The 14374-nt window shown below is 70.5% G+C and carries 13 protein-coding genes and 1 other RNA gene; 8 read left to right on the top strand and 6 right to left on the bottom strand.

The features are described 5' to 3' along the window. Positions 1-116 precede the first annotated feature (116 nt). A complete protein-coding gene (locus EPO51_RS26565) occupies positions 117-470 on the bottom strand; it encodes a phage holin family protein (protein ID WP_465246643.1) in 354 nt (117 codons plus the stop codon). A gap of 185 nt (positions 471-655) precedes the next feature. Here EPO51_RS26565 and EPO51_RS26560 point away from each other — a divergent pair, with 185 nt between their 5' ends. Next, positions 656-2392, top strand: a complete 1737-nt coding sequence (locus tag EPO51_RS26560; RefSeq protein ID WP_293357050.1) for an ATP-binding protein — start codon at positions 656-658, stop codon at positions 2390-2392. Between the two features lie 43 nt (positions 2393-2435). Here EPO51_RS26560 and EPO51_RS26555 read toward each other — a convergent pair whose 3' ends face one another. From EPO51_RS26555 to ssrS, 3 genes are all read right to left on the bottom strand, one after another. Further along, entirely contained in the window at positions 2436-3275 is an 840-nt protein-coding gene (locus tag EPO51_RS26555) for a TIGR00282 family metallophosphoesterase (protein WP_293357048.1), read from the bottom strand. A 9-nt stretch (positions 3276-3284) separates the two neighbouring features. Beyond that, the gene (locus EPO51_RS26550; protein WP_293357046.1) at positions 3285-3848 is read right to left on the bottom strand and encodes a 5-formyltetrahydrofolate cyclo-ligase; all 564 of its coding nucleotides are present in this window, start codon (positions 3846-3848) and stop codon (positions 3285-3287) included. 45 nt (positions 3849-3893) lie between these two features. Further along, a non-coding RNA gene (ssrS, locus tag EPO51_RS26545) (6S RNA) lies at positions 3894-4055 on the bottom strand. A gap of 109 nt (positions 4056-4164) precedes the next feature. On the opposite strand from ssrS, the gene EPO51_RS26540 reads away from it, so the two are divergent. Next, on the top strand, positions 4165-5202 hold the full coding sequence (locus tag EPO51_RS26540; protein ID WP_293357044.1) for a fatty acid desaturase family protein: 1038 nt from the start codon (positions 4165-4167) through the stop codon (positions 5200-5202). Positions 5203-5300: 98 nt separating this feature from the next. On the opposite strand, the gene EPO51_RS26535 is transcribed toward EPO51_RS26540, so the two are convergent. Together EPO51_RS26535 and EPO51_RS26530 are read right to left on the bottom strand one after the other, a co-directional pair. Further along, a complete protein-coding gene (locus tag EPO51_RS26535; RefSeq protein WP_293357042.1) occupies positions 5301-5633 on the bottom strand; it encodes a cell division protein ZapA in 333 nt (110 codons plus the stop codon). A gap of 3 nt (positions 5634-5636) precedes the next feature. After that, entirely contained in the window at positions 5637-5912 is a 276-nt protein-coding gene (locus EPO51_RS26530) for a DUF4164 family protein (RefSeq protein WP_293357040.1), read from the bottom strand. A gap of 138 nt (positions 5913-6050) precedes the next feature. Between EPO51_RS26530 and tkt the strand changes: the two genes are divergently transcribed. The 6 genes from tkt to EPO51_RS26500 form a co-directional block, all read left to right on the top strand. Then, the gene (gene tkt, locus EPO51_RS26525) at positions 6051-8018 is read left to right on the top strand and encodes a transketolase (protein ID WP_293357038.1); all 1968 of its coding nucleotides are present in this window, start codon (positions 6051-6053) and stop codon (positions 8016-8018) included. A gap of 201 nt (positions 8019-8219) precedes the next feature. Then, the gene (gene purT, locus EPO51_RS26520; RefSeq protein WP_293357036.1) at positions 8220-9422 is read left to right on the top strand and encodes a formate-dependent phosphoribosylglycinamide formyltransferase; all 1203 of its coding nucleotides are present in this window, start codon (positions 8220-8222) and stop codon (positions 9420-9422) included. Between the two features lie 54 nt (positions 9423-9476). Next, on the top strand, positions 9477-11507 hold the full coding sequence (locus EPO51_RS26515; protein ID WP_293357034.1) for a S9 family peptidase: 2031 nt from the start codon (positions 9477-9479) through the stop codon (positions 11505-11507). Positions 11508-11895: 388 nt separating this feature from the next. Then, entirely contained in the window at positions 11896-12909 is a 1014-nt protein-coding gene (gene gap, locus EPO51_RS26510) for a type I glyceraldehyde-3-phosphate dehydrogenase (protein ID WP_293357032.1), read from the top strand. Positions 12910-12918: 9 nt separating this feature from the next. Next, positions 12919-14118 carry a phosphoglycerate kinase gene (locus EPO51_RS26505; RefSeq protein ID WP_293357030.1) on the top strand — a complete coding sequence of 400 codons (1200 nt, stop codon included), beginning with the start codon at positions 12919-12921 and terminating at the stop codon, positions 14116-14118. A gap of 22 nt (positions 14119-14140) precedes the next feature. After that, positions 14141-14374 (top strand): class II fructose-bisphosphate aldolase (locus tag EPO51_RS26500; protein WP_293357028.1); only part of this gene is annotated, 234 nt, incomplete at its 3' end.

Raw genomic sequence — 14374 nt, 5'->3', positions numbered from 1 at the left:
GGGTGACATGGACTTCTCGTCCAGGCGCACACCGAACTGAGAATGGAGGGCGGGACCTAGCGGTCCCGCCCTTTTTCTTGTCTCCCCGCGAAGCGGCGGGGAGATAAAGCGCGCGCCTATCGCCGGTCGTCCCGGATGGCCATGCCACCGATCCAGCTCGCGACGCCGGTGACGATGGCCGCCAGGACGCCCGGGATCAGCCCGTCGACGGTGAAGCCGCGCAGCAGCCAGGCCACCAGCCCGATCATCGCGGCGTTCACCACCAGCAGGAACAGGCCCAGCGTGATCACCGTCAGCGGCAGGGTCAGGATGAACACCACGGGCCGGACCAGGGCGTTGACCACCCCCAGCAGCACGGCGGCCAGGATCAGGGTCCCGGTGTCGCCCACATGCACCCCTGGCACGATCACCGAGGCCACCCAGAGGCCCAGGGCGGCGAACACCGCCCGGACGACGAACTTCGCCAGCATCTGCACTTCTCCACGATCCGCGACCTTGACCCTAGCCCGCGCCGCAACGCTCCGGAAAGCGCCGGATTCACGTAACAGGCGTCGCCGAAACAAGGGTCCGTTCATGTTTCCGCGGCAAGGTGCTGCGACAGGCTGCCACACCCGGGGGCGGGTTAGGCCTGACGAATGGGGATTTTGCGGACGTGATGGCCAAGGCCTGGAGCCTGCTGGACGAGCGTTTGGACGCGGTGGCCGCCACTGCGCGCCAGGTGTTCTTCGTTCGCCTGGCCGTGGGTTGTGGCGCGGCCCTGCTCACGGTCCTTTTCCATGGCCCGCTCGTGGGGGCGGCCTGGTTCGCCGCGTTCACCGCGCCGGAGGCCTGCACCTACGTCGTCACCCGACCGGTCGTTCGCCGCCAGGCGATGAGCCGCCGCCAGCGGGCGGCCTACATGGTCTCGACCTTCGGCTCGAGCCTCGCCTGGTCCGCCCTGGCGGTCCTCTACTGGACCGCGAACGAGGAGCCGTTCCGGCTGGCGTCCATGGCGATCCTGGCGGGCGTGATGATTCACGCCCAGGGCTTCACGTTCCGTTCGCCTCCGGCGCTGGCCGCGCTCGCGGCCGTCCCGGGCTTACTCTGGTTCGCCCTGCCGGCCGGATTCGGCGGCTATAGCGGCGCGCCCCTGGTCGCGCTGACCCTCGGCCTGGCCATGCTGCTCCTGTACGTGGCCGCCAGCGCCCGGGCGAACATGCGCACCGCCGCCGTCCTGGCCGACGCCCAGCAGGCCGCCGAGGCCGCGAACGAGGCCAAGTCGGCCTTCCTCGCCATGATGAGCCACGAGCTGCGTACGCCGATGAATGGCGTGCTGGGCATGGCGCGGGCCCTGCAGCGCACCCCGCTCGACCAGCGCCAGCAGGGCTATGTGGACACCATCCTGCGCTCGGGCGACGGCCTGATGGCGATCCTCAACGACGTGCTGGACATCTCGAAGATCGAGGCCGGCCGGATGGACCTGGAGGTGGGGGCGTTCGACCTCAAGGCCCTGGGCGACCAGGCCGTCGAACTGTGGTCCGAGACCGCGGCTTCAAAGGGCCTCAGCCTGACCTGCGAGGCCGCTCCCGGCTTGCCCGCCCTGGTGCTGGGCGACGAGATGCGCGTGCGCCAGATCGTGCTCAACCTGATCTCCAATGCGCTGAAGTTCACCGAGGCCGGCGGGATCAGCCTGCAGTTGCGCGCGGCCCCGGCCGCCGACGGCGACGGCGGCGTCGAGATCGTGGTCGCCGACACCGGCATCGGCATGGGTCCTGACCAGCTCGCGTCCCTGTTTCGCCCCTACGCCCAGGCCGACGCCTCGACCGCGCGCAAGTTCGGCGGCACCGGGCTGGGCCTGGCGATCTGCCGCAAGCTGAGCACGATGATGGGCGGCGAGATCGGGGTCCAGAGCGAGCCCGGCCGCGGCTCGTCGTTCCGGGTCTGGCTCCCCCTGCCCGAGGCCGACCCGGAGCCGGCCGAGGCCGCCGAGCCCGAGACCCTGCCGACGCTGCGCATCCTCGTGGCCGACGACAATCCGATCAACCAGGCCGTGGCCCGCGCCGTGCTCGAGGCCGCCGGCGTCGACGTGGAGTGCGTCTCCGACGGCGCCCAGGCCCTGGAGCGGCTGCGCGTCGAGGCCTTCGACCTGGTGCTGATGGACGTGCACATGCCGATCATGGACGGGATCGAGGCCGTGGGCCGCATCCGCGACGGCCAGGCCGGCCGCGCCGACGTGCCGATCATGGCCCTGACCGCCGACGCCATGCCCGGCGAGGAGGCCCGCCTGAAGGCCATGGGCTTCGACGCCCTGCAGCACAAGCCGGTCCAGCCGGCCGCCCTGATCAACGCCATCGGCCAGGTGCTGGCGGTGGAGCCGGCGACGGCGAAGGATCGATCCGAGGCGGCCGCCTGAGACCTCCTCTCCCCCCGCACGACGTGGGAGGGGCGAGGCGGCGCTAGCCGGCCTGCGCCGTCTCCAGCACGGGGATCGTCTGGGACAGCCGCCCGCCGATGCGGATCGGCTCGATGCGGCGCGCCAGGCCGGTGGCCGGGTCGGTCTCCACGAAGACGCCGCAGACGGTGGCCGGGCCCTCGGCGGGCCTGTAGCGGCCGCCCGAGATGCGGGTGGTGAAGCGGCGCAGCGGCTCTTCCTTGTGGTTGCCGATCACGCTGTCGTAGTCGGCGCAGGCCCCGGCGTCGGTCTGATAGGCCGTGCCGCCCGGCAGGACCTGGGCGTCGGCGGTGGGGACGTGGCTGTGGGTGCCCACGACCAGGCTGGCGCGGCCGTCGCAGAAATGGCCCATGGCCATCTTCTCCGAGGTGGCCTCGGCGTGGATATCGACGACCACCACGTCGGCCACGGCGCCCAGCGGACAGGCTTCCAGTTCCTTGTCCACGGCGGCGAACGGATCGTCGAGCGCGTCCATGAACACCCGGCCCAGCAGGTTGATCACCAGGACGCGCTGGCCACCCGGCGTGTCGAAGAGCTGGGAGCCCCGGCCGGGCGCCGCCGAGAACGCCGAATAGTTCAGCGGCCGGATCAGGCGCGGCTCGCGGACGATGTAGGTCATCGCCTCCTTCTGGTCCCACGAGTGGTTGCCCAGGGTCAGGCAGTCGGCGCCGGCGTCGAACAGTTCGCGCGCCGTGGCCTCGGTGATGCCGAAGCCGGCCGCCGCGTTCTCCGCGTTGATGATCACGAATTCCAGGCCCAGCGCGCGGCGCAGGCCGGGCAGGTGCTCGGCCAGGCCCTCGCGGCCCGAGCGGCCGACCACGTCTCCAAAAAAGGCAAACCTCATCAGGGCTCTCTAGCCGAATTCCTGGTAGCCCGTCTCGGTCAGGATGGCGTCCAGCCGCTGGTCGTGCGGCTCCATGGGGATTTCGTGCAACTCCTGGCCGGCGTAGGCCAGCCCAACGACCACAACGGATTTCATCCGCCGAAGGTTCGCCAGGGTGCGGTCGTAGTGGCCGCCGCCCTGGCCCAGCCGCCCGCCGCGGCGGTCGAAGGCCAGCAGCGGGGTGAAGACCACGTCCGGCAGCACCGCCACCGCGTGCTCGCCCGGAGACGGGATCCCCAGCGCGTCCGGGACCAAGGCCTCCCCGGGCCTGTACAGGCGGAAGACCAGGGCGCCGTCGCGGGACTGGGCCACCGGCAGCGCCACGCCATCCGCCGGCAGGCGCGCCCGCAGCGGCGTCGGATCCAGCTCGGAACCGGAGGGATGATAGAGGGCGAAGATGCGCCGCTCCGTCCCCGCGTCCGCCGGCCACAGGGCCGCGGCGCGCTCGGCGGCGTCCGGGACCTCGTCGGCGAGGCGGCGGCGAAGGCTGCGAAGCTGGGCGCGCAGGGCCCGTTTGTCGGGAATGCCGGTCACGCCCCGCTATACCGCACGACGCCCCGCGATGGGGGAGAGAAGGGTGGCGGCGCCGCGAGAGCCGTGAAGGACTGTTTCATTCCCTCGACCTGTTAGTAACAGGTGGGCGCCGTGTGCCCGGGACCAGGATCCCGGCCAGGGACAGCTCCCTAGAGGTGAATTAAGGTCGCTGGAATATGTCGCCTTCGACGAGGGCCGCAGCAGACCCGCCGGGAACCAACGTAGGCGCTCGCAGGTCCAGTCTCAAGCGCGACGCATTGGCCGGCGTGCGTATTCGCACTTGGGCCTGAGCCTCAGCCGCCCTACATCGGGCGACTTGAGCACCGAAGCCGCCCTCACCGAGCACAGCCTCGCCCGCCAGGCCAACGACCTGGCCCGCGACCTGACGCGCGCGGACCCCAAGGTCTACTGGCTGGACCTGTCGGTGACCGCGCTGGTCACCTGGCTCAGCCTGCTGATCGCCACCACCGCCGCCTCGCCCGGCTGGGCCCTGACCGCCGGCGCGGTCTGCGTACTCAGCCTCTACCGCGGGATCAGTTTCATCCATGAGCTGACGCACCTGCGGCGCGACGACGTGCCGGGCTTCCACTTCGCCTGGAACCTGCTGATCGGCGTGCCCTTCCTCACCCCCTCGCTGCTATACGAGGGCGTCCACATCCTTCACCACGCCAAGGACCGCTACGGCACCGCCCGCGACCCCGAGTACCATCCGCTGGCGCGGCGCCCCCCGCATGAGCTGGCGGTCTTCCTGGGCATCGCCCTGCTCGCGCCGGTGGGCACGGTGCTGCGTTTCGCCGTGCTGGCCCCGCTCAGCCTGATCTTCCCGCCGCTGCGCCGCTTCGTGGTCGCCAAGACCTCGGGCATGGTCATCAACCCCGGCTTCTCCCGCGAGGACTTCGAGCGCGCCCGCAGCGTCCCCTGGCTGGCCCAGGAGATCGCCTCGTGGCTGTGGAGCTGGACGCTGATCGCCCTGGCGGTCGCCCGGATCCTGCCCTGGCGGGCGCTCGCCATCGCCGCGGCGATCTTCGCGGTCATGACCTTCCTCAACCAGCTCCGCACCGCCGTGGCCCACCGCTGGGACAACGACGGCAAGGTGATGGCCCCGCTGGATCAGTTCCTGGATTCGGTGAACGTGCCGCCGCCGGCGATGCTGCCGTTCCTCTGGGCGCCCGTGGGGCTGCGCTATCACGCCCTGCACCACCTGATGCCGCGCCTGCCGTACCACAACCTTGGCGTCGCCCACCGCCGCCTGGTCGAGAGCCTTCCGCCCGACCACGACTATCGCCGCGCCGAAGAGCCCGAACTGTTCCCGGCGCTGGCGCGGCTGATCGGGCGGATGCGGACGCCGCGCTAGAGCGCTATTCGCTCCGATTGAATCGGAGCTGCGCTCCAGGTCTTTGATTTGTCGCGCTTTCTGGCGGCGAACCGGTATCCACTTCGCCGGAAAGCGCTCTAGGCCCCCTCGGCCGCCAGCTTCTCGATCTTGGCCGCCGCGGTCTCCAGGGCGCTGACCGCCCGGCTCTCGACCCGCGTGCGGTCCGCCTGCAGCCGGCTCACCTCGACCTGCAGCGCCGCCAGCCGGTTGCGGGCGTCCAGCAGTTCGTCGGCCAGCAGGAGGCCGCCCATCAGGAACAGCCGGGTGTCGCCCAGCTGCCCCATGTCCTGGCTGACCTGCCGGACCTGGTGGTCGAACAGCTTCACCAGTTCGTGGAGGTGGGCCTCCTGGCCGTCCTCGCAGCCGACCGCATAGGGCCGGCCGTTCACGTCGACGTTGATCTGAGCCATGCCTCAAGCCTCCGGTGCTTGCCCGTTCAGGGCGGCGCGGATTTCCTGGATGGCGCGGCCGAGGGCTTCCGACGCCTGGGCGCCGGCCTCCTCCAGCTCACGCTCGCGGGCGCGGGACGCATCGAGTTCGGCGGCCAGGTTGGACCGGTCCTGGTCGAACAGGCCGCCCGCGTCGGCGCTGGCGTCCCTCAGCCGCTGGGACAGCCGCTGCTCCAGCACGTGCAGCGCGGTCTCCAGCCGCTTGGCCGCCAGGTCCAGGGCGCTCTCGCCGCCGTTCATGCGATCCTCCGAAGCCGTCCGGGCATCTATACCCGTGTGGGTGAGTCTCACGAAATCCCTGGGCGATTTCTTGACCCTTGGCCCCCCGCGTGCGAGGCCGCGCGCCAATTCCTCGCCAGACAGAGACTCAGAAGCCCCATGTCCGCGCCCACCAAGCTCATGGCCGACGCTATCCGCGTGCTCTCGATGGACGCGGTCGAACAGGCCAACTCCGGGCACCCCGGCATGCCCATGGGCATGGCCGACGTGGCGACGGCGCTGTGGAGCAAGGTCCTCAAGTACGACGCGGCCGCCACCGACTGGGCCGACCGCGACCGGTTCGTGCTCTCCGCCGGCCACGGCTCGATGCTGCTCTACAGCCTGCTGCACCTCTCGGGGGTCAAGGGCGTGCCGATGCAGAGCCTGCGCGACTTCCGCAAGCTGGGCTCCAACACCCCGGGCCACCCCGAGTACGGCCACACCCCGGGCGTCGAGACCACCACCGGCCCCCTCGGCCAGGGCCTGGCCACCGCCGTCGGCATGGCCATGGCGGAGCGCAAGCTGGCCGCCCGCTTCGGCGCCGACCTGGTCGACCACCGCACCTGGGTCGTCGCCGGCGACGGCTGCCTGATGGAGGGCGTCAGCCACGAGGCCATCAGCCTGGCCGGCCGCCTGAAGCTGGCCAAGCTCACCGTCCTCTGGGACGACAACGACATCACCATCGACGGCCACGTGGGCCTGTCGGACGCCACCGACCAGCTCGCCCGCTTCAAGGCCGCCGGCTGGGCGACCAAGCGGATCGACGGCCACGACGAGAAGGACATCAAGAAGGCGCTGGCCTGGGCGCTGAAGCAGGACCGTCCCAGCCTGATCGCCTGCAAGACCGTCATCGGCAAGGGCTCGCCCACCTTCGCCGGCACCCACGACGTCCACGGCAAGGCGCTCGGCAAGGACGAGGTCGCCAAGACCCGCGAGGCCCTTGGTTGGCCGCACGAGCCCTTCACCGTCCCCGACGAGGCCCTGAAGCCCTGGCGCAAGGCCGGCAAGCGCGGCGCCAAGGCCCGCAAGGCCTGGGAAGCCCGGCTGGCCGCCTCGCCGCGCAAGGCCGAGTTCCTGCGCGCCATGTCCGGCGAGCTGCCCGCCCACGCCTTCGAGGCCCTGGACGCCTTCATCGCCAAGGCCGCCGCCGACAAGCCCGCCGCCGCCACCCGCCAGCATTCCGGCTCGGTCCTGGAGCAGGTCTTCGGTTCGGTCCCCGAGCTGGTCGGCGGCTCGGCCGACCTCACCGGCTCCAACAACACCTTCGTCAAGAACACCCCGATCTTCGATGCGCCCGACTACGCCGGCCGCTACGTGAACTACGGCGTGCGCGAGTTCGGCATGGCCGCGGCCATGAACGGCCTGGCCCTGCACGGCGGGGTGATCCCCTACGGCGGCACCTTCCTGGTGTTTTCCGACTATGCCCGCCCCGCGATCCGCCTGGCGGCCCTGATGGGAATCCGTGTGGTCCACGTCGGCACGCACGACTCGATCGGCCTGGGCGAGGACGGCCCGACCCACCAGCCGGTGGAGCACCTGGCCTCGCTCCGCGCCATGCCCAACCTGAACGTCTTCCGCCCGGCCGACGCGGTGGAGACCGCCGAGTGCTGGAAACTGGCGCTCACCGCCACCAAGACGCCCTCGGTCATGGCGCTCAGCCGCCAGAAGACCGCCGGCGTCCGCAGCGACGCGGGCGAGAACCAGTCGGCGCGCGGCGCCTACCAGCTCGTCGGCGCCGGCAGCCCCGCCCAGGTGACGATCTTCGCCACCGGCACGGAAGTCCCCATCGCGCTCGCCGCCCGCGACCTGCTGGAGGCCGACGGCGTCGGGACCCGCGTGGTCTCCGTCCCCTGCTTCGAGCTGTTCGAGGCCCAGCCCACCGACTACCAGGCCACCCTGATCGGCGAGACCGCCGTGCGCGTGGCCGTGGAAGCCGGCGTCCGCCAGGGCTGGGACCGCTTCATCGGCTCGGACGGCGCCTTCGTCGGCATGACCGGCTTCGGCGCCAGCGGCACGGACAAGGCCCTCTACGAACACTTCGGCATCACCGCCGCCGGCGTCGCGGCGGCTGCGAAGGCGAAACTTTAGAAATCTCCTCTCCCCCGACACGCAGTGCGGGGGGAGAGGGTGGGGTGAGGGGCGGCTCCGCCTCGAAGAACTCACTGATGGTTCAGCCAGTATCAACCGGAGTGCGTCGCCGATGATCCTCGCCCAACCCGGCGCAGCCGCCGCAGTCGCCGCGCCGCCCCTCACCCTACCCTCTCCCCTCTCGCTCCGCGGGGGGCGAGGATGAGTTTGCGCCTCGGCACCCCCCTCTCCCCCACCGCCGTCCGGGTCATGCTCCTGGGCTCGGGCGAGCTCGGCAAGGAGGTGGCCATCGAGCTGCAGCGCCTGGGCTGCGAGGTGATCGCCGTCGACCGCTACGCCGACGCGCCCGCCCAGCAGGTGGCGCACCGCGGCCACGTCATCGCCATGACCGACGCCGCCGCCCTCCGCGCCCTTGTCGAGCAGGAACGCCCGCATCTGATCGTCCCCGAGATCGAGGCCATCGCCACCGACGAGCTGGCGCGCATCGAGGCCGACGGCCTGGCCACCGTTATCCCCACCGCGCGCGCCGCCCAGCTCACCATGAACCGCGAGGGCATCCGCCGCCTGGCCGCCGAGGAGTTGGGCCTGCCCACCAGCGCCTACGCCTTCGCCTCCACGCAGGGCGAGCTGGCCGAGGCGGCCGAGAACGTCACCGGCTTCCCCTGCTTCGTGAAGCCGGTGATGAGCTCGTCCGGCAAGGGACAGTCCTATGTCGAGAGCGCCGACCAGATCGCCGCGGCCTGGCGCTACGCCCTGGAAGGCGGCCGGGTCGAGCAGCCCCGCGTGATCGTCGAGGGCCGCGTGGACTTCGACTTCGAGATCACCCAGCTGACGGTGCGAAGTCTCCAATCGGGCGAAGTCCGGACCAGCTTCTGCGCCCCCATCGGCCACCGCCAGGTCAAGGGCGACTACGTCGAGAGCTGGCAGCCCCAGGCCATGACCGCGGCCGCCCTGGACCGCTCGAGGGAGATCGCCAAGGCCGTCACCGACGCCCTGGGCGGCCTCGGCCTGTTCGGCGTCGAGCTGTTCGTGAAGGGCGACGAGGTCTGGTTCTCCGAAGTCAGCCCCCGCCCGCACGACACCGGCCTAGTCACCCTGGCCACCCAGGCCCAGAGCGAATTCGCGCTCCACGCCCGCGCCATCCTGGGCCTGCCCACCGACGTCTCCCTGCGCGAACCCGGCGCCAGCGCGGTGATCTATGGCGGCCTGGAGGCCAAGGGCATCGCCTTCGAGGGCGTCGCCGAGGCCCTCAGTGTCCCCGGCGCCGACCTGCGCCTCTTCGGCAAGCCCGAAAGCTTCGAACGCCGCCGCATGGGCGTCGCCCTGGCGCGCGCCGCCGACGTCGAACAAGCCCGCGCCCGCGCACGCGAAGCCGCCGCCAGGGTGAAGCCGGTCGCGGGCTAGGCGCACGCACGCGCCCGGTTTAGGCTCCCCGGCGACAACCTGGGGAGGTTAGACATGCGCCGCTTGATGCTCGCCGCCGCCGTCGCGGCCATCGCCATGTCCGCCGCCGCCGCAGTGGCGCAGCCGGTCCCGCTGATCGAACGCGCCAAGCTCTTCGGCAACCCCACCAAGTCGGCCGGACGGATCAGCCCCGACGGAAAATGGCTGTCGTGGGTCGCGCCCCGCGACGGCGTGATGAACGTCTGGATCGCGCCCACCTCGGACCCCGCCAAGGCCCGCCCCATGACGGCTGAGAAGAAGCGGCCGGTTCAGGGCTACTTCTGGGCGCCGGATTCGAACTCGATCCTCTTCGTCACCGACAACGGCGGCGACGAGAACTTCAAGGTCTACGGCGTCGACGTGACCACCGGGACCCAGACGGCGCTCACGCCCTTCGACAAGACCCGCGCCCAGATCGTCGCCGTCAGCCGGAACGTGAAGGACCGCATCCTGGTCGGGTTGAACAACCGCGATCCGCGCTGGCATGACGTCCACAGCCTCGACCTCAAGACCGGCGCGCTCAGCCTCGTGTTCAAGAACGAAGGGTTCGGCAGCTTCCTCGCCGACGACGGGCTCAACCTGCGGCTGGCGATCAAGCCACGCGGCGACGGCGGCCAGGAAATCTATGCGGTCGAGGGACAGGCGGCCTCGGCGAAGCCCATGGCGGTGATCGAACCGGAGGACGCGCTCACCACGGCCCCCGCCGGCTATACGGCCGACGGCGCGACGCTGTACTGGGTCGACAGCCGCGGCCGCAACACCGCCGCCCTCATCGCCCAGGACGTGAAGACGGGCGGGAAGACCATCCTGGGCGAAGACCCGCGCGCCGACGTCCAGGGCGGTCTGGTCGAGCCGAGGACGGGCCGGATCCAGGCCTACGGGGTCAACTACCTGCGCCACGAATGGCGGCCGCTGGACGCCGGCGTGAAGGCCGATCTCGACTTCCTGAAAAGCCGGCTCAAGGGCCAGTTCGCGGTCAGTTCGCGCACCGACGACGACACCCTCTGGACCGTCGCCGAGGACCGGGTCGTCGAGCCCACCACCCTCTGGCTCTACGACCGCAAGGCCAGGACGGTGACCAAGCTCTACACCGGCCGGCCCGAGCTCGAGGGCGCGCCGCTGCAGCCGATGCATCCGGTGGAGATCAAGACCCGTGACGGCTTCACCGAGGTCTCCTATCTCACCCTGCCGCCGGGGTCGGACGCCAACGGCGACGGCCGGCCGGAGAAGGCGGTTCCCCTGGTGCTCCTGGTGCACGGCGGGCCGTGGGGGCGCGACGCCTACGGCTACCACGGCGTACACCAATGGCTGGCCAACCGCGGCTATGCGGTCCTGTCGCCCAACTTCCGCGCCTCGACGGGGTTCGGGAAAGCGTGGATCAACGCCGGCGACAAGCAGTGGGGCCGCAAGATGCACGACGACCTGCTGGACGCCGTCGACTGGGCGGTGAAGGCCGGCGTCACCAGGCCCGACACCGTCGCGATCATGGGCGGATCCTACGGCGGCTACGCGACCCTGGCGGGGCTGGCCTTCACGCCGGACAGGTTCGCCTGCGGCGTCGACATCGTCGGTCCGTCGAACCTCAACACCCTGCTGAAGACCATCCCGCCCTATTGGCAATCGATCCGCGCCCAGTTCGTCCGCAGCATGGGCGATCCGGACACCGCCGAGGGCCAGGCCCTGCTGAAGGAGCGCTCGCCCCTCACCAAGGCCGACCAGATCAGGAAGCCGCTGCTGATCGGCCAGGGCGCCAACGACCCGCGGGTCAACAAGGCCGAGAGCGACCAGATCGTCGAGGCCATGAAGGCCAAGGGCATCCCGGTCACCTACGTGCTGTTCCCGGACGAGGGCCACGGCTTCGCCCGGCCGGAAAACAACCTCGCCTTCTACGCCACCACCGAACACTTCCTGGAACGCTGCCTGGGCGGCCGGGCCGAACCGTTCGGTCGCTCGCTCCAGGGCTCGTCGATGCAGGTGGTCTACGGCGCCGAGTTCTCGCCGGGCCTGAAGGCCGCGGTCGACGGCGCGCAGACCGCCGCGAAATAGGGTCGGCGCGGGGCCGCCTCCTCGACCGGGCGCTCGGGATTCTGGAGCCGGAACCGGACGAGTGGGACGAGCCGGAGACGTCCGACCCGCCCGCGGACCCGCCTGCGCCCGAACCGGCCCCCCAAAACTCCGCCTGGCCGCCGAGCTTCGGCGTGAAGCGCCCTGTCGATTGTTCACGAGCCACAGAACGGATCGGCCCCAGCCCGAGCCGCGCCGCCGCCTGCCGCGCCCACCGACGCCCCAAACCGGCACATCCGGGGCCGGCGCCGGACTTGCAGGCCCGCGCCGCCAGGTCGGCCGCGCGCTCTCTGCGAGAGGGCAAGGGGTTGACTTCGCGGGTTCGGACCTCAAGAAACCGCGCACACAAAAATTCGAAGGAGCCCGCCCCATGACGGTTCGCGTCGCCATCAACGGCTTTGGCCGCATCGGCCGCCTTGTTCTGCGTTCGATCGTCGAGCATGGCCGCAAGGACATCGAGGTGGTGGCGATCAACGACCTGGGGCCGGTCGAGACCAATGCTCACCTGCTGCGCTACGACAGCGTGCATGGCCGCTTCCCGGCCGAGGTGAAGGTGGTCGGCGACACCATCGAGATCGCGGGCTACGCGCCGATCAAGGTCACCGCGATCCGTGACCCCAAGGACCTGCCGCACAAGGACCTGGGCGTCGACATCGCGCTGGAATGCACCGGCCTCTTCACCGCCAGGGACAAGGCCGCCGCCCACCTCGAGGCCGGCGCCAAGCGGGTGATCATCTCGGCGCCCGGCGACGGCGTCGACAAGACCATCGTCTACGGCGTGAACCACCAGACGCTGACCAAGGACGACCTGATCATCTCCAACGCGTCCTGCACCACGAACTGCCTGGCCCCGGTGGCCCATGTGCTGCAGGAGCTGTGCGGGATCGAGCGTGGCTACATGACCACGATCCACTCCTACACCGGCGACCAGCCGACCCTGGATACGATGCACAAGGACCTGTACCGCGCCCGCGCCGCGGCCATGTCCATGATCCCGACCTCGACCGGCGCCGCCAAGGCCCTGGGCCTGGTGATCCCGGCCCTGGCCGGCAAGCTGGACGGCAGCTCGATCCGCGTGCCGACCCCGAACGTCTCGGTGGTCGACCTGACCTTCGTGCCCGGCAAAGCCGTGACGGCCAAGGAAATCAACGAGGCGATGAGCGCCGCGGCGGCCTCGGGCCCGCTGAAGGGCGTGCTGGCGGTCACCAACGACCCGCTGGTCTCCATCGACTTCAACCACGCCCCGGCCTCCTCGACCGTGGCCCTGCCCCAGACCCAGGTGATCGACGGCGGCCTCGGCCGCGTGCTCAGCTGGTACGACAACGAGTGGGGCTTCTCGACCCGCATGGCCGACACGGCCCTCGTCATGGCCAAGCTGATCTAAGCGGCTCCCATGACGTTCCGCACCCTCGACGACGCCGATCTCCAGGGCCGGCGCGCCCTGGTGCGGGTGGACTTCAACGTGCCGATGCAGGACGGGGCCGTCAGCGACGACACCCGCCTGCGCGCGGCGCTTCCGACCATCGAGAAGCTCCGCCAGGGCGGGGCGAAGACCATCCTCCTGGCCCACTTCGACCGGCCGAAGGGCAAGCGCGTTCCGGAAATGAGCCTGAGTCCGGTGGTCGGGCCGCTTTCGAAGCTGCTCGGCGCCCCGGTCGCCTTCGCCGACGACTGCGTGGGCGACGCGGCGGCCCAGGCCGTCGCGGCCATGAAGGACGGCGATGTCCTGCTGCTGGAGAACGTCCGCTTCCACGCCGGCGAAGAGAAGAACGACGCTGACTTCGCCAAGGCCCTGGCCGCCAACGGCGACCTCTACGTCAACGACGCCTTCTCGGCCGCGCACCGGGCGCACGCCTCCACCGAGGGCCTGGCCCGCCTGCTGCCCGCCTACGCCGGCGAGCAGATGCGCAAGGAGCTGCAGGCTCTCCACGCCGCGCTGGGCGAACCACAGCGTCCCGTGATGGGCATCGTCGGCGGCGCCAAGGTCTCCACCAAGCTGGACCTGCTGAACAACCTGGTCGGCAAGCTGGACTACCTGGCCATCGGCGGCGGCATGGCCAACACCTTCCTCTTCGCCCAGGGCATCGAGATCGGCGGTTCCCTCTGCGAGAAGGAGATGGCCGACACCGCCCGCGAGATCCTGGAGAAGGCGAAGGCCGCCGGCTGCCACGTGATCCTGCCCACCGACGCGGTGGTGGCCAAGGACCTGGCCCCCAATGCCCCCAACCGGGTCGCCGAACTGGCCGGCCCGAACGGCGTGGCCGCCGAAGAGAAGATCTTCGATATCGGCCCGAACACCCTGAAACAGGTGCTCGACGCCATGTCCGAGGCCAAGACCCTGATCTGGAATGGCCCCTTCGGCGTCTTCGAGGTGGAACCGTTCGACAAGGCCACGGTTGATGCGGCGAAACACGCCGCCCGGCTCGCCGTGTCCGGCAAGCTGGTGGCCGTCGCGGGCGGGGGTGATACGGTGGCTGCCCTGAATGCGGCCGGCGTCTCGCAGGACTTCACGTTCGTATCGACTGCGGGCGGCGCGTTTCTTGAATGGATGGAGGGAAAGGAGCTGCCCGGCGTGGCGGCCCTCTCCCGATGAGACAGGTGGGGACCTGAAGGCAATGGCCAGGATTACGCTTCGACAGCTTTTGGACCACGCGGCCGAGCACGGCTACGGCGTGCCCGCGTTCAACATCAACAACATGGAACAGGCGCTGGCGATCATGGAGGCCGCCGAGGCCACCGACTCGCCGGTGATCATGCAGGCGTCGCGCGGCGCCCGGTCCTATGCGAACGACATCGTGCTGAAGCACCTGATCGACGCCATGGCCGAGATGTACCCGCACATCCCGATC

The sequence above is a fragment of the Phenylobacterium sp. genome, from assembly GCF_004297125.1.
Lineage (GTDB): Bacteria > Pseudomonadota > Alphaproteobacteria > Caulobacterales > Caulobacteraceae > Phenylobacterium.
The sequence above is the reverse complement of the archived record's forward strand: the minus strand, read 5'-3'. Positions and strand labels throughout refer to the sequence as shown.

Coding starts and splice junctions, on each gene's coding strand:
- EPO51_RS26560 (WP_293357050.1), top strand. CDS start 656: ATGGCCAAGGCCTGGAGCCTGCTGGACGAGCGTTTGGACGCGGTGGCC.
- EPO51_RS26565 (WP_465246643.1), bottom strand. CDS start 470: ATGCTGGCGAAGTTCGTCGTCCGGGCGGTGTTCGCCGCCCTGGGCCTC.
- EPO51_RS26530 (WP_293357040.1), bottom strand. CDS start 5,912: ATGAACGGCGGCGAGAGCGCCCTGGACCTGGCGGCCAAGCGGCTGGAG.
- EPO51_RS26535 (WP_293357042.1), bottom strand. CDS start 5,633: ATGGCTCAGATCAACGTCGACGTGAACGGCCGGCCCTATGCGGTCGGC.
- EPO51_RS26515 (WP_293357034.1), top strand. CDS start 9,477: ATGCGCCGCTTGATGCTCGCCGCCGCCGTCGCGGCCATCGCCATGTCC.
- gap (WP_293357032.1), top strand. CDS start 11,896: ATGACGGTTCGCGTCGCCATCAACGGCTTTGGCCGCATCGGCCGCCTT.
- purT (WP_293357036.1), top strand. CDS start 8,220: ATGAGTTTGCGCCTCGGCACCCCCCTCTCCCCCACCGCCGTCCGGGTC.
- tkt (WP_293357038.1), top strand. CDS start 6,051: ATGTCCGCGCCCACCAAGCTCATGGCCGACGCTATCCGCGTGCTCTCG.
- EPO51_RS26555 (WP_293357048.1), bottom strand. CDS start 3,275: ATGAGGTTTGCCTTTTTTGGAGACGTGGTCGGCCGCTCGGGCCGCGAG.
- EPO51_RS26505 (WP_293357030.1), top strand. CDS start 12,919: ATGACGTTCCGCACCCTCGACGACGCCGATCTCCAGGGCCGGCGCGCC.